Annotated in this window: 19 protein-coding genes; all 19 read left to right on the plus strand. The window is 71.1% G+C overall.

Annotation, left to right across the window (positions count from 1 at the left end):
- Window position 1: 1 nt before the first annotated feature.
- Window positions 2–1,393 carry a diaminopimelate decarboxylase gene (lysA, locus tag ACFYNX_RS03495; protein ID WP_388657199.1) on the plus strand — a complete coding sequence of 464 codons (1,392 nt, stop codon included), beginning with the start codon at window positions 2–4 and terminating at the stop codon, window positions 1,391–1,393.
- Between the two features lie 144 nt (window positions 1,394–1,537).
- The gene (locus tag ACFYNX_RS03500; protein ID WP_388657202.1) at window positions 1,538–2,839 is read left to right on the plus strand and encodes a homoserine dehydrogenase; all 1,302 of its coding nucleotides are present in this window, start codon (window positions 1,538–1,540) and stop codon (window positions 2,837–2,839) included.
- A 6-nt stretch (window positions 2,840–2,845) separates the two neighbouring features.
- Complete coding sequence (thrC, locus tag ACFYNX_RS03505; protein WP_365541388.1) at window positions 2,846–3,916, plus strand: threonine synthase; 1,071 nt, start codon at window positions 2,846–2,848, stop codon at window positions 3,914–3,916.
- 314 nt (window positions 3,917–4,230) lie between these two features.
- Entirely contained in the window at window positions 4,231–5,148 is a 918-nt protein-coding gene (thrB, locus tag ACFYNX_RS03510) for a homoserine kinase (protein ID WP_125661798.1), read from the plus strand.
- A gap of 414 nt (window positions 5,149–5,562) precedes the next feature.
- Entirely contained in the window at window positions 5,563–7,662 is a 2,100-nt protein-coding gene (rho, locus tag ACFYNX_RS03515) for a transcription termination factor Rho (RefSeq protein ID WP_388657206.1), read from the plus strand.
- A gap of 200 nt (window positions 7,663–7,862) precedes the next feature.
- Window positions 7,863–8,915 (plus strand): LCP family protein, encoded by a 1,053-nt coding sequence (locus ACFYNX_RS03520; protein ID WP_388657209.1) that lies wholly within the window; start codon window positions 7,863–7,865, stop codon window positions 8,913–8,915.
- A 135-nt stretch (window positions 8,916–9,050) separates the two neighbouring features.
- Window positions 9,051–9,275, plus strand: a complete 225-nt coding sequence (gene rpmE / locus ACFYNX_RS03525) for a 50S ribosomal protein L31 (RefSeq protein ID WP_125661789.1) — start codon at window positions 9,051–9,053, stop codon at window positions 9,273–9,275.
- A 95-nt stretch (window positions 9,276–9,370) separates the two neighbouring features.
- The gene (prfA, locus tag ACFYNX_RS03530) at window positions 9,371–10,447 is read left to right on the plus strand and encodes a peptide chain release factor 1 (RefSeq protein WP_388657212.1); all 1,077 of its coding nucleotides are present in this window, start codon (window positions 9,371–9,373) and stop codon (window positions 10,445–10,447) included.
- An 89-nt stretch (window positions 10,448–10,536) separates the two neighbouring features.
- Window positions 10,537–11,418 (plus strand): peptide chain release factor N(5)-glutamine methyltransferase, encoded by an 882-nt coding sequence (prmC, locus tag ACFYNX_RS03535; RefSeq protein WP_356542724.1) that lies wholly within the window; start codon window positions 10,537–10,539, stop codon window positions 11,416–11,418.
- A 55-nt stretch (window positions 11,419–11,473) separates the two neighbouring features.
- Window positions 11,474–12,121 (plus strand): L-threonylcarbamoyladenylate synthase, encoded by a 648-nt coding sequence (locus ACFYNX_RS03540; RefSeq protein WP_125661781.1) that lies wholly within the window; start codon window positions 11,474–11,476, stop codon window positions 12,119–12,121.
- Window positions 12,118–12,765: a protein-tyrosine-phosphatase gene (locus ACFYNX_RS03545; RefSeq protein ID WP_125661778.1), complete on the plus strand. Its 648-nt coding sequence runs from the start codon at window positions 12,118–12,120 to the stop codon at window positions 12,763–12,765. The genes ACFYNX_RS03540 and ACFYNX_RS03545 overlap by 4 nt, the downstream gene beginning before the upstream one ends.
- A gap of 52 nt (window positions 12,766–12,817) precedes the next feature.
- Complete coding sequence (gene glyA / locus ACFYNX_RS03550) at window positions 12,818–14,065, plus strand: serine hydroxymethyltransferase (RefSeq protein WP_365541393.1); 1,248 nt, start codon at window positions 12,818–12,820, stop codon at window positions 14,063–14,065.
- A 107-nt stretch (window positions 14,066–14,172) separates the two neighbouring features.
- Window positions 14,173–15,501 (plus strand): MraY family glycosyltransferase, encoded by a 1,329-nt coding sequence (locus ACFYNX_RS03555; RefSeq protein WP_365541395.1) that lies wholly within the window; start codon window positions 14,173–14,175, stop codon window positions 15,499–15,501.
- Window positions 15,502–15,763: 262 nt separating this feature from the next.
- Window positions 15,764–16,177, plus strand: a complete 414-nt coding sequence (locus ACFYNX_RS03560; RefSeq protein ID WP_388657217.1) for a hypothetical protein — start codon at window positions 15,764–15,766, stop codon at window positions 16,175–16,177.
- Window positions 16,178–16,399: 222 nt separating this feature from the next.
- Entirely contained in the window at window positions 16,400–17,209 is an 810-nt protein-coding gene (gene atpB / locus ACFYNX_RS03565; protein ID WP_365541398.1) for a F0F1 ATP synthase subunit A, read from the plus strand.
- Window positions 17,210–17,300: 91 nt separating this feature from the next.
- The gene (atpE, locus tag ACFYNX_RS03570; RefSeq protein WP_093874070.1) at window positions 17,301–17,558 is read left to right on the plus strand and encodes an ATP synthase F0 subunit C; all 258 of its coding nucleotides are present in this window, start codon (window positions 17,301–17,303) and stop codon (window positions 17,556–17,558) included.
- 42 nt (window positions 17,559–17,600) lie between these two features.
- Complete coding sequence (locus ACFYNX_RS03575) at window positions 17,601–18,146, plus strand: F0F1 ATP synthase subunit B (protein ID WP_125661763.1); 546 nt, start codon at window positions 17,601–17,603, stop codon at window positions 18,144–18,146.
- On the plus strand, window positions 18,143–18,958 hold the full coding sequence (locus ACFYNX_RS03580; RefSeq protein ID WP_365541401.1) for a F0F1 ATP synthase subunit delta: 816 nt from the start codon (window positions 18,143–18,145) through the stop codon (window positions 18,956–18,958). The genes ACFYNX_RS03575 and ACFYNX_RS03580 overlap by 4 nt, the downstream gene beginning before the upstream one ends.
- Before the next feature lie 140 nt (window positions 18,959–19,098).
- Window positions 19,099–20,697: a F0F1 ATP synthase subunit alpha gene (atpA, locus tag ACFYNX_RS03585; RefSeq protein ID WP_365541403.1), complete on the plus strand. Its 1,599-nt coding sequence runs from the start codon at window positions 19,099–19,101 to the stop codon at window positions 20,695–20,697.
- Window positions 20,698–20,702 lie beyond the last annotated feature (5 nt).

Raw genomic sequence — 20,702 nt, forward strand, 5'->3', positions numbered from 1 at the left:
CATGAGCCGTTCCGCCCACCCCGCAGGGCCCCGTCACGCCGACGTCCTCCCCGAGGGCCACTACTCCGCCCCGCCCAGCGACCTCAACGCCCTCGACCCCAAGGTGTGGTCCCGGACCGTCGGGAGGAACGAGCACGGGGTCGCCACGGTCGGGGGGATCAGCGTGACCGACCTCGCCGAGGAGTTCGGCACCCCCGCCTACTTCCTCGACGAGGACGACTTCCGCGCCCGCTGCCGCGCCTGGGCCGAGGCCTTCGGGCCGGACGCCGACGTCTTCTACGCCGGGAAGGCCTTCCTCTCCCGGGCCGTCGTGCGCTGGCTCCAGGAGGAGGGGCTCCACCTCGACGTGTGCTCCGGCGGCGAGCTCGCCACCGCCCTCTCCGCCGGCATGCCCGCCGAGCGCATCGCCTTCCACGGCAACAACAAGAGCGAGGAGGAGATCGAGAAGGCCGTGAGCGCCGGCGTCGGGCGGATCGTGCTCGACTCCTTCCAGGAGATCGTCCGCGTCGCCCACACCGCCCAGTCCCTCGGCAAGCGGCAGCGCGTGCAGATCCGCGTCACCGTCGGCGTCGAGGCCCACACGCACGAGTTCATCGCCACCGCCCACGAGGACCAGAAGTTCGGCATCGCGCTCGCCGGCGGACAGGCCGCCGAGGCCGTGCGCCGGGCGCTGAAGCTCGACGGGCTCGAACTCGTCGGCATCCACTCGCACATCGGCTCGCAGATCTTCGACATGGCCGGCTTCGAGGTCTCCGCCCGCCGCGTCGTGCGGCTCCTCGCCGAGGTGCGCGACGAGCACGGCGTCGAACTGCCCGAGATCGACCTCGGCGGCGGCCTCGGCATCGCGTACACCTCCGACGACGACCCGCGCGAGCCGCACGAGATCGCCAAGGCGCTGAACGAGATCGTGGGCAGGGAGTGCGAGGCCGCCGGGCTGCGGACCCCCCGCATCTCCGTCGAGCCCGGGCGGGCCATCGTCGGGCCCACCGCCTTCACCCTCTACCGGGTCGGCACGATCAAGCCGCTCGACGGGCTGCGGACGTACGTGAGCGTCGACGGCGGCATGTCGGACAACATCCGCACCGCCCTGTACGACGCCGAGTACAGCGTCGGCCTGGTCTCGCGGACCAGCGACGCCGAGCCGATGCTCTCCCGCGTCGTCGGCAAGCACTGCGAGAGCGGCGACATCGTCGTACGGGACGCCTTCCTGCCCTCCGACCTGGCGCCCGGCGACCTCCTCGCCGTGCCGGCCACCGGCGCGTACTGCCGCTCCATGGCCAGCAACTACAACCACGCGCTCCGCCCGCCCGTCGTCGCCGTCCGCGACGGCGAGGCGCGCGTCATCGTCCGCCGCGAGACGGAGGAAGATCTCCTGCGTCTGGACGTCGGATGATGAAATAGTCGGGTGCTGGAATCCATGTCTCACGATCCGGACGAGGGGCGGAATCCCCCGTCCGGTGAGTGAGACTGGTCCTCACCGCAGGGACTCCGGAAACACGAACGTAGAAATACGAAGCAGGACGAGAAACGAGGTCGGATGATGCGTACGCGTCCGCTGAAGGTGGCGCTGCTGGGCTGTGGAGTGGTCGGCTCAGAGGTGGCGCGCATCATGACGACGCACGCCGACGACCTCGCCGCGCGCATCGGCGCCCCGGTCGAGCTCGCCGGCGTGGCGGTCCGCCGGCCCGACAAGGTCCGCGAGGGCATCGCCCCGGAACTGGTCACCACCGACGCCACCGCCCTGGTCAAACGGGGGGACGTCGACGTGGTCGTCGAGGTCATCGGCGGCGTCGAGCCGGCCCGCACCCTCATCACCACCGCCTTCGAGCACGGCGCCTCCGTCGTCTCCGCCAACAAGGCGCTGCTCGCCCAGGACGGCGCGGCCCTCCACGAGGCCGCCGAGCGGCACGGGCAGGACCTGTACTACGAGGCCGCCGTCGCCGGCGCCATCCCGCTGGTCCGGCCGCTGCGCGAGTCCCTCGCCGGCGACAAGATCAACCGGGTGATGGGCATCGTCAACGGCACGACGAACTTCATCCTCGACAAGATGGACACCTCCGGCGCCGGCTACTCCGAGGCGCTCGACGAGGCCACCGCCCTCGGGTACGCCGAGGCCGACCCGACCGCCGACGTCGAGGGCTTCGACGCCGCCGCCAAGGCCGCCATCCTCGCCGGGATCGCCTTCCACACGCGCGTGCGCCTCGACGACGTCTACCGCGAGGGCATGACCGAGGTCACCGCCGCCGACTTCGCCTCCGCCAAGGAGATGGGCTGCACCATCAAGCTGCTCGCCATCTGCGAGCGGGCCGCCGACGGCGGGTCCGTCACCGCACGCGTGCACCCCGCGATGATCCCCCTCAGCCACCCGCTGGCCTCCGTCCGCGAGGCGTACAACGCGGTCTTCGTCGAGGCGGAGGCCGCCGGGCGGCTCATGTTCTACGGCCCCGGCGCCGGCGGTTCGCCGACCGCCTCGGCCGTGCTCGGCGACCTCGTCGCCGTGTGCCGCAACAAGCTCAACGAGGCCAACGGCCCCGGGGAGTCCGCGTACACCCAGTTGCCCGTCAGCTCCATGGGCGAGGTCGTCACGCGGTACCACATCAGCCTCGACGTGGCCGACAAGCCGGGCGTCCTCGCCCAGGTCGCGACGGTCTTCGCCGAGCACGGCGTATCCATCGACACCGTGCGCCAGCACGGTCGACAGGACGGAGGCGGCGAGGCCTCCCTCGTCGTCGTCACCCACCGCGCGCCCGACGCCGCCCTCTCCGGGACCGTCGAGGCGCTGCGCAAGCTCGACACCGTGCACGGTGTCGCCAGCATCATGCGTGTTGAAGGGGAGTAAGGACCCATGACCACCAAGGGCACCCACCAGTGGCGCGGCATCATCGAGGAGTACCGGGACCGCCTTCCGGTCACGGACGCGACGCCGGTCGTCACGCTCCGTGAGGGCGGTACGCCGCTCGTTCCGGCTCAGGTCCTCTCCGAGCGCACGGGCTGCGAGGTGCACCTCAAGGTCGAGGGCGCCAACCCCACCGGCTCCTTCAAGGACCGGGGCATGACCATGGCCATCACCCGGGCCAAGGAGGAGGGCGCGCAGGCCGTCATCTGCGCCTCCACCGGCAACACCTCGGCCTCCGCCGCCGCCTACGCGGTGCGCGCCGGGATGGTGTCCGCCGTCCTCGTGCCCCAGGGCAAGATCGCGCTCGGCAAGATGGGCCAGGCCCTCGTGCACGGCGCGAAGATCCTCCAGGTCGACGGCAACTTCGACGACTGCCTCACCCTGGCCCGCCGCCTCTCCGACAACTACCCGGTGGCGCTGGTCAATTCGGTCAACCCGGTCCGCATCGAGGGCCAGAAGACCGCCGCGTTCGAGATCGTGGACATGCTGGGCGACGCCCCCGACATCCACGTCCTCCCGGTCGGCAACGCGGGCAACATCACCGCGTACTGGAAGGGGTACCGCGAGTACGCCGAGGACGGCCTCGCCACCCGCCGCCCCCGCATGTGGGGCTTCCAGGCCTCCGGTTCCGCCCCGCTCGTGCGCGGCGAGGTCGTCAAGGACCCCTCGACGATCGCCACCGCGATCCGCATCGGCAACCCGGCCTCGTGGGACTACGCGATCGCCGCGCGCGACGAGTCGGGCGGCTTCATCGACGAGGTGACGGACCGTGAGATCCTGCGCGCCTACCGCCTGTTGGCCGCGCAGGAGGGCGTCTTCGTCGAGCCCGCCTCGGCCGCCTCGGTCGCCGGTCTGCTGAAGGCGGCCGAGCAGGGCAAGGTCGACCCCGGCCAGCGGATCGTCTGCACCGTCACCGGCAACGGCCTCAAGGACCCCGACTGGGCCGTCGCCGGCGCGCCGCAGCCGGTCACCGTCCCGGTCGACGCCGCGGCCGCCGCCGAGCGCCTCGGCCTGGCCTGATCCCGTTCCTTCCCGCGGGGGACGCCTCCTTCGCCGGAGCGTCCCCCGTGGGGGAAGGCGCACGGAGCGAAACCCGATCAGGAACGCACAGAGGGGCACAGGTTGCCCGCGACACGCATCGTGCGCCTCCTGTGCGCCCTATGTCGCCACAGAACCTTCCTTCGATAGGCTGTACCGACCCGCCCCGACGCATATGCGCGGTGTCGTTGCCGTTGTCGCCCCCGTGGCCGAAACGGCCCGCCGGGTCCCGGTGTACTTCTCTTGAAATACCCGTTGAAATACCCGTTGTCGCAATCAAGGAGAGTCATCGAGCGATGGCCGGTCCAGCGTTCCGCGCCGCCGCCGTACGGGTGCGCGTCCCCGCCACCAGCGCCAACCTCGGCCCGGGCTTCGACGCCTTCGGCCTGTCGCTGGGGCTCTACGACGACGTGGTCGTCCGGGTCGCCGACTCCGGGCTGCACGTCGACATCGCCGGAGAGGGCGCCGAGACGCTCCCGCGCGACGAGAGCCACCTGCTCGTACGCTCCCTGCGCACGGCCTTCGACCTGCTCGGCGGGCAGCCGCGCGGCCTGGAGGTCGTCTGCGCCAACCGCATCCCGCACGGACGCGGCCTCGGTTCCTCCTCCGCAGCCATCTGCGCCGGCATCGTCGCCGCCCGCGCCGTGACCATAGGCGGCGACGCGAAGCTCGACGAGGCCGCCCTCCTGGAGCTGGCCACCGAGATCGAGGGCCACCCCGACAACGTCGCCGCCTGTCTCCTCGGCGGATTCACCCTCGCCTGGACCGAGTCCGGCGCGGCGCGGGCGATCAGGATGGAGCCCTCCGATTCCATCGTTCCGGTGGTTTTCGTCCCCGGGAAGCCCGTGCTGACCGAGACCGCCCGCGGCCTCCTGCCGCGCACCGTCCCGCACGTGGACGCCGCCGCCAACGCCGGCCGCGCCGCCCTCCTCGTCGAGGCCCTGACCCGCCGCCCCGAGCTGCTGCTCGCGGCCACCGAGGACCGGCTGCACCAGGAGTACCGCGCCCCCGCGATGCCCGAGAGCGTCGCCCTGGTGAACCGCCTGCGCGCGGACGGCGTCCCCGCGGTCGTCTCCGGCGCGGGCCCCACGGTGCTCGCCCTGGCGGAGCGGGGGACCGCCGACAAGGTCGCCCTGCTCGCGGGCGAGGGATGGGCCGCGAACCGGCTCGACCTCGACGCGTCCGGCGCGTGCGTCCTGCCGCTGGCGCCCTAGGTGACGGGGCCGGGGCGCCGGGCAGCGCCCGGGTCAGGAGATTGCCGGTGAGGGAGAGGGGGAATGTGTGTTGGAGCCGGTAGTGTTAACCTCAAGTCTGCACCCGACCTCTTTGTGGAGCGGTGCGCAGTGTCCCCTCAGGGACCACCCATTCTTCCGGGAGCCTCCCCAACTGCCTGAGCAGCCCGCCTGAGCAGTTTCGAGCACGCTCCGGAACCGGCACGACACCCCTCGCTCTTCTCTCGTGAGGGCCGAGCAGGGGGCCTCGGGCCGGACCCACAGCACGTTTCCTCTCTTCCGCCGCACCCGGCGGGACCACCGCCCCGGACTCGGTCCACACACCAGGACCCTGCCGGACAGCACAACCGGTCGCCGAGCCAGATGGCCGACGTCCGCTCCAGGGAAGGACCCTTCGTGAGCGACACCACCGATCTGATGGGCGTGACTGCCGACAACAGTGTCGACAACGCCGCGCCCGCCGCAGGTGCTGCCACCGGCGGCACCGCACGGCGCCGCCGCTCCGGCACCGGCCTCGACGGCATGGTCCTGGCCGAGCTGCAGCAGGTCGCGTCCGGCCTCGGCATCAGGGGCACCGCGCGCATGCGCAAGAGCCAACTGATCGAGGTCATCAAGGAGGCGCAGGCCGGAGGGGGCTCCGCCGCCCCGGCCAAGGCCGCCGACGCCGCCGAGACCAAGCCGAAGCGCCGCGCCACCTCCAAGGCCCGTACGGGCGAGACCGCCGCCGAGCCGGCCGTCGAGGCCCCCGCCCCCAAGGCGGAGAAGGCCGAGAAGGCCCCCGCCCAGCAGCAGATCGACATCCCGGGCCAGCCCTCGCCCAAGACCCCGTCGGAGCAGGGCGCCGGCGACGACCAGCCGGCCGGCGAGCGCCGCCGTCGTCGCGCCACGGCCCCCGCCGGTTCGCCGGACGGCGCCGCCCCGGCCGAGACCGCGCAGGCCGTCAAGACCGAGGCCCGTACGGAAGCCCGTACCGAGAACCGCGAGGCCAGGGCCGAGGCGCAGACCGACACCCGGACCGACGGCGCCGTCGACGGCGCCGAGGGCCGCGGCCGCCGGGACCGCGGCGAGCGCGGTGACCGCCGCGACCGCCGGGACCGCCAGCGCGACCGCAAGGGCGACGACCAGCAGGGCGGCGGCCAGCAGGGCGGTGGCCAGCGCAAGGACCGCCAGGACCGCCAGGACCGCCAGGGTCAGGGCGGTGGCCAGGGTCAGCAGGGCGGCCAGCAGGCCGGTCCGCAGGACGACTACGACGACGAGGCCGGCGGCCGCCGGGGCCGTCGCGGCCGCTACCGCGACCGCCGCGGGCGCCGTGGCCGCGACGACTTCCAGGCCGGCGAGCCGCAGGTCGCGGACGACGACGTCCTGATCCCCGTCGCGGGCATCCTCGACATCCTCGACAACTACGCGTTCATCCGGACCTCCGGCTACCTGCCCGGCCCGAACGACGTGTACGTCTCCCTCGCCCAGGTCCGCAAGAACGGCCTGCGCAAGGGCGACCACGTCACCGGTGCCGTGCGCCAGCCGAAGGAGGGCGAGCGCCGCGAGAAGTTCAACGCGCTCGTCCGCCTGGACTCCGCGAACGGCATGGCCGCCGACTCCGGCCGCGGCCGCCCGGAGTTCAACAAGCTGACCCCGCTCTACCCGCAGGACCGGCTCCGCCTGGAGACCGACCCGGGCGTGCTGACCACGCGGATCATCGACCTCGTGTCGCCGATCGGCAAGGGCCAGCGCGGTCTGATCGTGGCCCCGCCGAAGACCGGCAAGACCATGATCATGCAGGCGATCGCCAACGCGATCACGCACAACAACCCCGAGTGCCACCTGATGGTCGTCCTGGTCGACGAGCGTCCGGAAGAGGTCACCGACATGCAGCGGTCGGTCAAGGGCGAGGTCATCTCCTCGACCTTCGACCGTCCGGCCGAGGACCACACCACCGTCGCCGAGCTGGCCATCGAGCGCGCCAAGCGCCTCGTGGAGCTGGGTCACGACGTGGTCGTCCTGCTCGACTCGATCACCCGTCTGGGCCGCGCGTACAACCTCGCCGCCCCGGCCTCGGGCCGCATCCTGTCCGGTGGTGTCGACTCGACCGCGCTCTACCCGCCGAAGCGCTTCTTCGGTGCCGCGCGCAACATCGAGGACGGCGGCTCGCTGACCATCCTGGCCACCGCGCTCGTCGACACCGGCTCGCGCATGGACGAGGTGATCTTCGAGGAGTTCAAGGGCACCGGCAACATGGAGCTCAAGCTCGACCGGAAGCTCGCCGACAAGCGCATCTTCCCGGCCGTCGACGTCGACGCCTCGGGCACGCGCAAGGAGGAGATCCTCCTCGGCAGCGACGAGCTCGCCGTCACCTGGAAGCTGCGCCGCGTGCTGCACGCGCTCGACCAGCAGCAGGCGATCGAACTGCTCCTCGACAAGATGAAGCAGACCAAGTCGAACGGCGAGTTCCTCCTCCAGATCCAGAAGACCACCCCCGGAGCGAACAACAACGACTGACGCGGTCCACGAGATCCACGTCACACGGCGGGGCCGGGCCCCGGCCCGCAGCCCCGCCGTGACCTGCGCCGACCACCGCGCCCACCGTGCCCGCACGGTGGGCGCGGTGTCATTTCCCGCCCGGGGCCCGGGAATTCGCGTGCAACCCTTTCGGACGCACCGCCGTCACAGAAGGTGAATCCAGGGCCGAAGGACGGGCGATGACCGAGCAGACGAACAGCGGCCGACGCCGCAAGGCGACGTTCCTCCTCACCGGGGCCCTCGTGGTCCTCCTCCTCGGCGGAGCCGGGGGCGGGTACGGGTACTACCTGAAGCTCGACCACAACATCCAGGGCGTCGACATCAACGCCCAGCTCGGCCCCCAGCGCCCCGTCGACGTCGACGACGGCTCGATGGACATCCTCGTCCTCGGCTCCGACTCGCGCTCCGGCGACAACGACGCCTACGGCAAGGACGAGGGCGGCGCCCGCTCCGACACCGCGATGGTCGTCCACGTCCACGAGGGCCACAAGAAGGCCAGCGTCGTCTCCATACCCCGCGACACCCTCGTCACGAGGCCGGACTGCACCGACGCCCGGGGCGCCGACGTTCCCGGCCGGCGCCGCGCCATGTTCAACACGGCGTACGAGGTCGGCGGCCCCGCCTGCGCCGTGAAGACCGTCGAGGCGATGTCCGGCATCCGCATGGACCACTACGTCGAGGTCGACTTCACCGGCTTCAAGGAGATCATCGACGAACTCGGCGGCGTCGAGATCACCACCACCGAGCGCATCCAGGACGACAAGAGCCACCTCGACCTCGCGCCGGGCCCCCACACCCTCGACGGCGAGCAGGCCCTCGGCCTCGTCCGCACCCGCAAGAGCGTCGGGGACGGCAGCGACCTCGGCCGCATACAGCTCCAGCAGGCCTTCGTGAAGGCCCTCGTCGCGCAGGTCAAGGACATCGGCGTCCTGAGCGACCCCGCGAAGCTCCTCGGCCTCGCCGACGCCGCCACCAGGGCCATCACCCCCGACTCCGAACTCGACTCCGTCGAAGAGCTGACGGGCTTCGCCAGGGGCCTCTCCGGCATCGGGGCCGGGAACGTCCACATGGTCACCCTGCCCGTCGCGTACGACCGGATCGACCCCAACCGGGTCGTCCCCCTGGAGAAGCAGTCCGGGCAGGTCTGGAAGGCCCTCAAGGACGACGCGGCCGTCCCCGCCTCCGCCACGGAGGACACCGCCACCGGGGCGGCCGACGGCATCGTGGGATAGCCCGGGAATACCTCCGGCCCGACCCCGGTTTGGGGAGATGCGGCCGGTCCTGGCAGACTGGTACGTCGGCCCCGGTTCACGCATGCCGCAACCCGCGGTAGCGACCCGGAGCCCTCCCGGAACATAGGAGACACCTTGAAGCGCGAGATCCACCCCGAGTACGTCGAGACCCAGGTGAGCTGCACCTGTGGCGCGTCGTTCACCACCCGCAGCACCCTCACCGACGGCACCATCCGTGCCGAGGTCTGCTCCGAGTGCCACCCGTTCTACACGGGCAAGCAGAAGATCCTCGACACCGGCGGCCGCGTCGCCCGCTTCGAGGCCCGCTTCGGCAAGGCCGCCGGCTCCGCCAGCAAGTAGCGAGCCCCTGCGCCGGTCCACGGTCGCCCCGCGCGGGTGGCCGGGACCGGCGCTTTGGCGTCCCCGTAGCAACTGACGAAAACCAGGAGCCCCCGATGTTCGAGGCGGTCGAGGAACTGGTCGGCGAGCACGCCGACCTCGAGAAGAAGCTGGCGGACCCCTCGGTCCACGCCGACCAGGCGAACGCGCGCAGGCTGAACAAGCGCTACGCCGAGCTGACCCCGATCGTCGGCACCTACCGCTCCTGGAAGCAGACCGGTGACGACATCGAGACCGCCCGCGAGCTGGCGCACGACGACCCCGACTTCGCCGCCGAGGTCAAGCTGCTGGAGAAGGACCGGGAGGAGCTGACCGACAAGCTCCGCCTGCTCCTCGTCCCGCGCGACCCCAGCGACGACAAGGACGTCATCCTGGAGATCAAGGCCGGCGCCGGCGGCGACGAGTCCGCGCTCTTCGCCGGCGACCTGCTCCGCATGTACCTCCGGTACGCCGAGCGCGTCGGCTGGAAGACCGAGATCATCGACTCCACCGAGTCCGAGCTGGGCGGCTACAAGGACGTCCAGGTCGCCGTGAAGACCAAGGGCGGCAACGGCGCCACCGAGCCCGGCCAGGGCGTCTGGGCCCGGCTCAAGTACGAGGGCGGGGTGCACCGCGTCCAGCGCGTGCCCGCCACCGAGTCCCAGGGCCGCATCCACACCTCCGCCGCCGGCGTGCTCGTCACGCCCGAGGCGGAGGAGGTCGAGGTCGAGGTCCACGCCAACGACCTGCGGATCGACGTCTACCGCTCGTCCGGCCCCGGCGGCCAGTCGGTCAACACCACCGACTCCGCCGTCCGCATCACCCACCTGCCGACCGGCATCGTCGCCTCCTGCCAGAACGAGAAGAGCCAGCTCCAGAACAAGGAGCAGGCCATGCGCATCCTGCGCTCCCGGCTCCTCGCCGCCGCCCAGGAGAAGGCCGAGGCCGAGGCCGCCGACGCCCGCCGCAGCCAGGTCCGCACCGTCGACCGCTCCGAGAAGATCCGGACGTACAACTTCCCGGAGAACCGCATCTCGGACCACCGCGTCGGCTTCAAGGCGTACAACCTGGACCAGGTGCTCGACGGCGAACTGGACGCGGTGATCCAGGCCTGCGTCGACGCCGACTCGGCGGCGAAGCTCGCCGCGGCGTAAGGCACCCGCAAGGGCCGTACGGAGTCCGGAGCCGCCCGAGACCCCGTACGGCTTCCCCCAAGCCCCACCCCGCACCACGGAGGACCAGCGTGCAGTCACTTTCTGGGGGGCGACCCCCAGGCCCCCGCAGTCTGCTGCTTGCCGAGGTGGCCCAGGCCACCCAGCGGCTGGCCGACGCCGGCGTCCCCTCCCCGCGCTTCGACGCCGAGGAGCTCGCCGCGTTCGTGCACGGCGTCAAGCGGGGGGAGCTGCACAACGTCAAGGACGCGGACTTCGACGCCCGCTACTGGGAGACGGTCGCCCGCCGCGAGGCCCGCGAACCCCTCCAGCACATCACCGGGCGGGCGTTCTTCCGCTACCTGGAGCTCCAGGTGGGCCCCGGCGTCTTCGTGCCGCGCCCGGAGACCGAGTCGGTCGTCGGCTGGGCCATAGACGCCGTGCGCGCCATGGACGTCGTCGAGCCGCTCATCGTCGACCTGTGCACCGGCTCCGGGGCCATCGCCCTCGCCATGGCCCAGGAGGTGCCGCGCTCCCGCGTGCACGCCGTCGAGCTCTCCGAGGACGCCCTCGTCTGGACCCGCAAGAACGCCGAGGGCTCCCGCGTCACCGTCCACCGGGGCGACGCGCTGACCGCCCTGCCCGAGCTCGACGGCCAGGTCGACCTGGTCATCTCCAACCCGCCGTACATCCCGCTCACCGAGTGGGAGTACGTGGCGCCCGAGGCCCGCGACCACGACCCGGAGATGGCCCTCTTCTCCGGCGAGGACGGCCTCGACACCATCCGCGGCATCGAGCGCACCGCCCACCGCCTGCTCCGCCCCGGCGGCCTCGTCGTCATCGAGCACGCGGACACCCAGGGCGGCCAGGTGCCGTGGATCTTCAACGAGGAGGCCGGCTGGGCGGACGCCGCCGACCACCCCGACCTGAACAACCGGCCGCGCTTCGCGACCGCCCGCAAGGCGACGCCATGACGGCCCCGACCGTCGTCGCCATGACGAACCACGCGTACGAGGAGGCCGGGAACTGATGGCACGGCGATACGACTGCAACGAGGCGACCGACCGACTGACCGGCCTGCGCGAGGCCGCGTCCGCCGTCCGCCGGGGCGAGCTGGTCGTGCTGCCCACCGACACCGTGTACGGGATCGGGGCGGACGCCTTCAGCGGCGAGGCCGTGGCCGACCTGCTGGCCGCCAAGGGGCGGGGCCGCAACATGCCCACGCCCGTGCTCATCGGCTCCCCGAACACCCTCCACGGCCTGGTCACCGACTTCTCCGAGCAGGCATGGGAGCTCGTCGACGCCTTCTGGCCCGGCGCTCTCACCCTGGTCGCCAAGCACCAGCCGTCCCTCCAGTGGGACCTCGGCGACACCCGGGGCACCGTCGCCGTCCGGATGCCGCTGCACCCGGTCGCGATCGAGCTGCTCACCGAGGTCGGCCCGATGGCCGTCTCCTCGGCCAACCTCACCGGCCACCCGTCGCCGGAGGACTGCGACGCCGCGCAGCACATGCTCGGTGACTCCGTCTCCGTGTACCTCGACGGCGGTCCGACGCCCGGGAACGTCCCCTCGTCCATCGTCGACGTGACCGGCCCGGTGCCGGTGCTGCTGCGACAGGGAGCGCTCTCCGCGGAGGAGCTCCGGAAGGTCGTACCCGACCTCGAGGTGGCCAGTTGACCGCCCCTGAGGGGCGTGGCATAGCGGGGCACGACGACAGCGACACCTTCCGCATCCTCCACGTCAGCACCGGCAACGTCTGCCGCTCGCCGATCACCGAGCGGCTGACCCGCCACGCCCTGAGCGACCGGCTCGGGGACCCCCTCGGCGGCGGCCTGATCGTGGAGAGCGCGGGCACCTGGGGCCACGAGGGGGCCCCGATGGAGGCCAACGCGGAACTCGTCCTCGCCGACTTCGGCGCGGACCACACCGGCTTCGTGGGCCGCGAGCTCCTCGACGAGCACGTCATCCGCGCGGACCTCGTCCTGACGGCGACCCGGGACCACCGGGCGCAGGTCATCTCGATGGGCCACTCGGCGGGCCTGCGCACCTTCACCCTGAAGGAGTTCACCCGCCTGGTCCGCGCCATCGACCCGGCCACGCTCCCGGACCCGCGCGACGAGGGCATGGTCGAACGCGCCCGTGCCCTGGTCCGCGCGGCCGCGGCCCTCCGCGGCTGGCTCCTGGCCCCGTCCCCGGACGCGGACGAGGTCAACGACCCGTACGGCGCCCCCATCACGTTCTTCCGCTCGATCGGCGACGAGATCAACCAGGCGCTCGACCCCGTGGTGACGGCGCTGACCGGGGTGACGGCGCGGCGCTGAGCGCTTCGGTGCTCGGCGCGCGCGTCCGGTCCGGGGTACCTACATTGGTGCCATGCCGGTCACCGCGCCCCCCGACGACGAGCTCGGCGTCCTGCGCCGGCAGGACCCGGAGGTCGCCGACGTGCTGCTCGGCGAGGAGCGGCGGCAGGCCGACAGCCTCCAGCTCGTCGCGGCGGAGAACTTCACCTCGCCCGCCGTCCTCGCCGCCCTCGGCTCCCGTCTCGCCAACAAGTACGCCGAGGGCTACCCCGGCGCCCGGCACCACGGCGGCTGCGAGTACGCCGACGCCGTCGAGCGGATCGCCGTGCGACGGGCCACCGCGCTCTTCGGAGCCGACCACGCGAACGTCCAGGCACACTCCGGCTCCTCGGCCGTCCTGGCGGCGTACGCGGCCCTTCTCAGGCCCGGTGACACGGTCCTCGCCATGGGTCTGGAGCACGGCGGGCACCTCACCCACGGTTCGCCCGCCAACTTCTCCGGCCGCTGGTTTGACTTCGTCCCCTACGGCGTCGACGCCGAGACCGGGCTCGTCGACCACGAGCAGGTCGCCGCCCTCGCCCGCCACCACCGCCCCAAGGCGATCGTCTGCGGCTCCATCTCCTATCCCCGCCACTTCGACTACGAGGTCTTCCGCGGGATCGCCGACGAGACCGGCGCCTATCTGATCGCCGACGCGGCCCACACCATCGGCCTGGTCGCCGGGGGAGCGGCCCCCAGCCCCGTCCCGTACGCCGACGTCGTCTGCGCCACCACCCACAAGGTGCTGCGCGGCCCGCGCGGCGGAATGATCCTGTGCGGGGAGGAGCTCGCGGGCCGGATCGACCGGGCGGTGTTCCCGTTCAGCCAGGGCGGCGCCCAGATGCACACGATCGCGGCGAAGGCCGTGGCCCTCGGCGAGGCGGAGGCCCCCGCGTTCACCGCGTACGCCCACCGGGTGGTCGAGCACGCCCGGGTCCTGGCCGCCGCCCTGGCCGCCGAGGGCTTCGCGGTGACCACCGGCGGCACCGACACCCACCTCATCACCGCCGACCCCGCCCCCCTCGGCGTCGACGGGCGCACCGCCCGCGCCCGGCTCGCCGCCGCCGGCATCGTGCTCGACACCTGCGCGCTCCCGCACGGGGAGGCGCGCGGGATCCGGCTCGGCACGGCCGCCGTCACCACCCAGGGCATGGGCACCCCCGAAATGGCCAGGATCGCCGGTCTGTTCACCGCCGCGCTCCGCGACGACCCGGAGGAGACGGCCCGGGTACGGGCGGACGTACGCGCGCTGACCGGCCGATTTCCGCCGTACGCACACTGATCGGAGGCCCGGTGCAACCGTCCGGGCGCCCCGCGTGTCTCCCAGCACATGGACGGCACGGCTAGGGTGTGGGGCTGAGATGGCCAGCGATTCCTGTGGGGCAGCCCGTGCGTGATTACCTGCTGACGCTCTGCGTCACGGCCGCGGTGACCTACCTGCTCACCGGACCGGTGCGCAAGTTCGCCATCGCGACCGGGGCGATGCCGGAGATCCGCGCCCGCGACGTACACCGAGAACCGACTCCGCGGCTCGGTGGCATCGCCATGTTCTTCGGGCTGTGCGCGGGCCTGCTCGTCGCCGCCCACCTGCAGAACCTCGGCAGCGTCTTCGAGCTGTCCAACGAGCCCCGCGCGCTGCTCTCCGGCGCCGCGCTGATCTGGCTGATCGGCGTCCTGGACGACAAGTTCGAGCTCGACGCGCTCATCAAGCTGGGCGCGCAGATGATCTCGGCCGGCGTGATGGTCGCGCAGGGCCTGACGATCCTGTGGCTCCCGATCCCCGGCATCGGCACCGTCGCCCTCACCCCCGGGCAGGGCACGCTCCTCACGGTCGCCCTGGTGGTCCTCACGATCAACGCGGTGAACTTCGTCGACGGCCTCGACGGCCTCGCCGCCGGCATGGTCTGCATCGCCGCCGCGGCCTTCTTCCTGTACGCCTACCGCCTCTGGTACGGCTACACGATCGAGGCCGCCGCCCCCGCGACGCTCTTCGCCGCCATCCTCATGGGCATGTGCCTGGGCTTCCTGCCGCACAACATGCACCCGGCGCGGATCTTCATGGGCGACTCCGGCTCGATGCTGATCGGCCTGATCCTGGCGGCCTCCGCCATCTCGATCACCGGCCAGGTCGACCCGGACATCCTGCGGCTCTTCGAGGGCTCGACCCGCGAGGCCACCCACGCCGCCCTGCCCGTCTTCATCCCGCTCCTGCTGCCGCTGACGATCATCGCGATCCCGATGGCGGACCTGGTCCTGGCGATCGTGCGCCGCACCTGGAAGGGCCAGTCGCCGTTCGCGGCCGACCGCGGCCACCTGCACCACCGGCTCCTGGAGATCGGGCACTCGCACAGCCGCGCGGTGCTGATCATGTACTTCTGGTCGGCCCTGATCGCCTTCGGGACGCTGGCGTACTCGGTCCACTCGACCTCGATGTGGATCGTCCTCGGGGTCGTCGCGCTCAGCGCGATCGGCCTGGTGCTGCTCCTGCTGCCGCGGTTCAGGCCGCGCGCCCCCCGCTGGGCCGAGTCCGTGGTGCCGCCCCGCTACCGGCGCCGCAAGCCGGCCCCCGCCCCGGAGACGGACCCGGAGACGGCTCCCGAGCCGGCCGCGGCCGAGGAGGACGAGCGGATCCCGGTGCCCGCCGGCGTCAACGGCGCCACCGCCATCGGCAACCGCGCGCGCTTCACCGACCGGCGGAAGGCCGGAACGCCGGGTTGACGAAAGCCGCAGCGGCGCCCACTAGCAGACATAGCGCCCCGCTGTCGTGCACACACGCGCGGTGTAACCCTCATGTGTGACAACTGGCACACCTTATGGGTAAAGACCTATTCAAATAGTTTGTGATACCGTTCACGAGACCCGGCGACAGTGCCGAAAGACCGTAGTGCGACGGTCCGTTGGCCCCGAGACCCACCTCGGACCGGGCTTACGCTCGTCCATGACGACACCATCGCCCCCTCCACCAAGCGGAGACACCGCCATGCCGTCCAACGACGCACGCATCCTCCTGCACACCGCCGTCCCCACCGTTGCCGTCGGCGCGATCGCCACGGTCGTCAGTGGGGTGGTCGCCGGTGGCAAGGGGGCGCTCGGCGCGGTCGTCGGCACCCTGGTGGTCGTCCTCTTCATGGGGATCGGGCAGTTGGTCCTCCAGCGGACGGCCAAGTCCTTCCCGCACCTGTTCCAGGCGATGGGGCTGATGCTCTACACGGCCCAGCTCCTGGTGCTCTTCATCTTCCTGGCGTTGCTCAAGAACACCACGCTGTTCGACTTCAAGGCCTTCGCCTTCACGCTGCTCGCGACCACCATCGTGTGGGTCGCCGCTCAGGCGCGGGCCTACATGAAGGCCAAGATCGCTTACATCGACCCCGCGAACACGGGGTCGAAGTCGTGAAGGGTAGGGCCGGGATAAAGCCGCCTTCGGCTTCCTGCTATCGTCCGGTGCCAACTGCGGCACTGCGGGCGCGGGCATCCGAGACGCCTGTCCCAGCGCGAGGCTCGAAGCCGAACCGCCGCCCCCTTATCCGTAAGACCAGTCCAGTGCCGACCCGCGGCTGCGTGCCGCGCCGACACAACGAGGTTGCCGTACCTATGCGCCACGCTGAAGGAGCCCGCGGTGAGTGCTGACCAGACGCTTGCCTTCGACCCGGATTGCCACATCTTCACCGGATGTGGCTTCCCGGCGCCGGGCCTGCACACGTTCATGTACGAGCCCATCGCGACGGTGGGCGGCATCGAGTTCACCAAGCCGATGCTGCTCGCCATCCTCGGCTCCATCGTGGTCGTCGGGTTCTTCTGGGCCGCCTTCAACAAGCCCAAGCTGATCCCCGGCAAGCTCCAGATGGTCGGCGAGGCCGGTTACGACTTCGTGCGCCGCGGCATCGTCTACGAGATCATCGGCAAGAAGGACGGCGAGAAGTACGTCCCCTTCATGGTGTCGCTGTTCTTCTTCGTCTGGATCATGAACCTCTGGTCGATCGTTCCGCTCGCCCAGTTCCCGGTCACCTCGCTGATCGCCTTCCCGGCCGGTCTCGCGCTGATCGTGTACGTCATGTGGATCTCGCTCACCTTCAAGAAGCACGGCTTCGTGGGCGGCTGGAAGAACATCGTCGGCTACGACAAGTCGCTCGGCGCGATCCTCCCGATGGTCATCGTGCTCGAGTTCTTCTCGAACCTCCTCATCCGGCCCTTCACGCACGCGGTCCGACTGTTCGCGAACATGTTCGCCGGTCACCTGCTCATCGTGATGTTCTCCCTGGCCACCTGGTACCTCATGAACGGCCTGGGCTTCGTCTACGCCGGCGCCTCGTTCGTGATGGTCCTCGTGATGACCGCGTTCGAGCTCTTCATCCAGGCCGTCCAGGCGTACGTCTTCGTCCTCCTGGCCTGCAGCTACGTCCAGGGCGCGCTCTCCGAGCACCACTGAGCCCGACCCGGTCCCGCTGCTCCACCCCCAAGCCAACAGTCGTCCGGTGGCCAACCCCCACCGGGTCATTGAAAGAGAAGGAAGTAACGGCATGTCCGCTGCTCTCGACATGGTCAACCTCGCCGCCGGCGCCAAGGAGAACGTCGTCGGCAACGTCGCCTCGATCGGCTACGGCCTGGCCGCGATCGGCCCCGGCGTCGGCGTCGGCATCATCTTCGGTAACGGTACGCAGGCCCTCGCCCGCCAGCCCGAGGCCGCCGGTCTGATCCGCACCAACCAGATCATGGGCTTCGCCTTCTGTGAGGCGCTCGCCCTCATCGGCATCGTCATGGGCTTCGTCTACCAGTAAGCCCGGACCGACAGCCCGATTCTTTTTACGGAAGGCACTGATGTGAACGCTCTGCTTCTTGCGGCGGCGGAGGAGCCCCAGCCTCCTCTGATCCCGCATCTTGACGAGCTCGTCATCGGCCTGATCGCCTTCGTCATCGTCTTCGGCTTCCTCGCCAAGAAGCTCCTCCCGAACATCAACAAGGTTCTGGACGAGCGCCGCGAGGCCATCGAGGGTGGCATCGAGAAGGCCGAGTCGGCCCAGATCGAGGCTCAGAGTGTGCTGGAGCAGTACAAGGCCCAGCTCGCCGAGGCCCGCCACGAGGCCGCGCGTCTTCGCCAGGAGGCGACGGAGCAGGGCACCGCGATCATCCAGGAGATGAAGGCGGAAGGCCAGCGCCAGCGCGAGGAGATCATCGCGGCCGGGCACGCGCAGATCGAGGCGGACCGCAAGTCCGCGTCGGCGTCGCTGCGCCAGGACGTGGGCAAGCTCGCCACCGACCTGGCCGGCAAGCTGGTCGGCGAGTCTCTCGAGGACACCGCCCGCCAGAGCCGCACGATCGACCGCTTCCTCGACGAGCTCGAGGAGAAGGCCGAGGCCGTCCGATGAACGGAGCGAGCCGTGAGGCACTGGCCGCCGCCCGCGAGTCCCTCGACGCGCTGACCGACAACACCCCGGTCGACGCGACGAAGCTCGCGGACGAGCTCGCCGCCGTCACCGCGCTGCTCGACCGCGAGGTGTCGCTGCGCCGGGTCCTGACCGACCCCGCCCAGCCGGGTGAGGCCAAGGCCGAACTCGCGCAGCGACTCCTGCGCGGTCAGGTGGGCGGCGAGACCGCCGACCTGGTGTCCGGGATGGTCCGTTCGCGCTGGTCGCGTTCGCGCGACCTGGTCGACGCGACCGAGGAGCTGGCGAACACCGCGGACCTCACCGCGGCGCAGAAGGCGGGCGCGCTCGACGACGTCGAGGACGAGCTGTTCCGCTTCGCCCGGATCGTGTCCTCCAGCAACGGGCTCCGCTCGGCGCTGACGGACAAGGCCGCCACGGCCACCGCCAAGGGCACGCTGCTCCGCAGCCTGCTGGGCGGCAAGGCCCACGCGACCACCGAGCGCCTGGTCGTCCGTCTGGTGACCCAGCCCCGGGGACGTAGCCTGGAAGCGGGACTCGAGTCCCTGTCCAAGCTCGCCGCGGCGCGCCGGGACCGGATGGTCGCGGTCATCACCTCGGCGGTGCCGCTGTCGGACCGGCAGAAGCAGCGCCTCGGAGCCGTCCTCGCCAAGCTGTACGGCCGCGAGATGCACCTGAACCTGGACGTGGACCCCGCGGTCCTCGGCGGGATCACGGTGCGGGTCGGCGACGAGGTCATCAACGGCTCCATCGCGGAGCGCCTCGACGAGGCGACCCGTCGACTGGCCGGCTGACGCGGTCACCACAGCAGAACAGCATCACAGCATCACCAGCGGCCCGGTTGGGCCGTGCAGAGATTGCAGAAGATTCCTGGGGGTCGGCCCCCAGACCCCTTAAGAAACTTCGGGCCCAACAAGGAGAGCAGGGAACCCAGATGGCGGAGCTCACGATCCGGCCGGAGGAGATCCGGGACGCACTGGAGACCTTTGTCCAGTCGTACCAGCCGGACGCGGCCTCGCGCGAGGAGGTCGGCACGGTCAGCCTGGCCGGCGACGGCATCGCGAAGGTCGAGGGTCTTCCCTCGGCCATGGCGAACGAGCTGCTGAAGTTCGAGGACGGAACCCTCGGTCTCGCGCTGAACCTCGAAGAGCGCGAGATCGGTGCGATCGTCCTCGGCGAGTTCAGCGGCATCGAGGAGGGGCAGTCGGTGCAGCGCACCGGCGAGGTCCTCTCCGTCGGTGTCGGCGAGGGATACCTCGGCCGCGTTGTCGACCCGCTCGGCAACCCGATCGACGGTCTCGGCGAGATCGCGACCGAGGGCCGCCGCGCCCTCGAGCTGCAGGCCCCGGGCGTTATGGCCCGTAAGTCGGTGCACGAGCCGATGGAGACCGGCTACAAGGCCGTCGACGCCATGACGCCGGTCGGCCGCGGCCAGCGTCAGCTCATCATCGGCGACCGTCAGACCGGCAAGACCGCGCTGTGCGTCGACACGATCATCAACCAGCGCGACAACTGGCGCTCGGGCGACGTGAACAAGCAGGTCCGCTGCATCTACGTCGCCGTCGGCCAGAAGGGCTCGACCATCGCGTCCGTTCGCGGCGCCCTGGAAGAGGCCGGTGCGCTCGAGTACACGACGATCGTCGCCGCCCCGGCGTCCGACCCGGCCGGCTTCAAGTACCTGGCGCCGTACACCGGCTCCGCCATCGGTCAGCACTGGATGTACCAGGGCAAGCACGTCCTGATCGTCTTCGACGACCTGTCGAAGCAGGCCGACGCCTACCGCGCCGTGTCGCTGCTGCTGCGCCGCCCGCCGGGCCGTGAGGCCTACCCGGGTGACGTCTTCTACCTGCACTCGCGTCTCCTGGAGCGCTGCGCGAAGCTCTCGGACGAGCTGGGTGCCGGCTCGATGACCGGTCTGCCGATCGTCGAGACGAAGGCCAACGACGTCTCGGCGTTCATCCCGACCAACGTCATCTCCATCACCGACGGCCAGTGCTTCCTGGAGTCCGACCTGTTCAACGCCGGCCAGCGCCCGGCCCTGAACGTCGGCATCTCGGTCTCCCGAGTCGGTGGCTCCGCCCAGCACCCGGCGATGAAGCAGATCGCCGGCCGCCTCCGCGTGGACCTCGCCCAGTTCCGTGAGCTGGAGGCCTTCGCGGCCTTCGGTTCCGACCTGGACGCGGCCTCGAAGGCGCAGCTCGAGCGCGGTCAGCGGATGGTCGAGCTGCTCAAGCAGGCTCAGTACCAGCCGATGGCCACGGAGAACCAGGTCGTCTCGGTCTGGGCCGGCACCACCGGCAAGATGGACGACGTCCCGGTCGCCGACATCCGCCGCTTCGAGGCCGAGCTCCTGGCGTACCTGCGTCAGAACCACTCCGGTCTCATGACCTCCATCCGCGAGGGCAAGAAGATGTCGGACGACACCCTCACGGCCGTCGCCGACGCCATCGCGGAGTTCAAGCAGCAGTTCGAGACGTCCGACGGCAAGCTGCTCGGCGCGGACGCCCCTGCCGCCGTCAACGTCTCGAAGTGACGACG

This window comes from Streptomyces sp. NPDC007872 (genome assembly GCF_042868165.1).
GTDB lineage: Bacteria > Actinomycetota > Actinomycetes > Streptomycetales > Streptomycetaceae > Streptomyces.

What these genes read in the sequence shown, in the direction of transcription:
- lysA (WP_388657199.1), top strand. Translation starts at nt 2, where the DNA reads ATGAGCCGTTCCGCCCACCCCGCAGGGCCCCGTCACGCCGACGTCCTC.
- ACFYNX_RS03500 (WP_388657202.1), top strand. Translation starts at nt 1,538, where the DNA reads ATGATGCGTACGCGTCCGCTGAAGGTGGCGCTGCTGGGCTGTGGAGTG.
- thrC (WP_365541388.1), top strand. Translation starts at nt 2,846, where the DNA reads ATGACCACCAAGGGCACCCACCAGTGGCGCGGCATCATCGAGGAGTAC.
- thrB (WP_125661798.1), top strand. Translation starts at nt 4,231, where the DNA reads ATGGCCGGTCCAGCGTTCCGCGCCGCCGCCGTACGGGTGCGCGTCCCC.
- ACFYNX_RS03520 (WP_388657209.1), top strand. Translation starts at nt 7,863, where the DNA reads ATGACCGAGCAGACGAACAGCGGCCGACGCCGCAAGGCGACGTTCCTC.
- prfA (WP_388657212.1), top strand. Translation starts at nt 9,371, where the DNA reads ATGTTCGAGGCGGTCGAGGAACTGGTCGGCGAGCACGCCGACCTCGAG.
- ACFYNX_RS03540 (WP_125661781.1), top strand. Translation starts at nt 11,474, where the DNA reads ATGGCACGGCGATACGACTGCAACGAGGCGACCGACCGACTGACCGGC.
- glyA (WP_365541393.1), top strand. Translation starts at nt 12,818, where the DNA reads ATGCCGGTCACCGCGCCCCCCGACGACGAGCTCGGCGTCCTGCGCCGG.
- ACFYNX_RS03560 (WP_388657217.1), top strand. Translation starts at nt 15,764, where the DNA reads ATGCCGTCCAACGACGCACGCATCCTCCTGCACACCGCCGTCCCCACC.
- atpE (WP_093874070.1), top strand. Translation starts at nt 17,301, where the DNA reads ATGTCCGCTGCTCTCGACATGGTCAACCTCGCCGCCGGCGCCAAGGAG.
- ACFYNX_RS03580 (WP_365541401.1), top strand. Translation starts at nt 18,143, where the DNA reads ATGAACGGAGCGAGCCGTGAGGCACTGGCCGCCGCCCGCGAGTCCCTC.
- atpA (WP_365541403.1), top strand. Translation starts at nt 19,099, where the DNA reads ATGGCGGAGCTCACGATCCGGCCGGAGGAGATCCGGGACGCACTGGAG.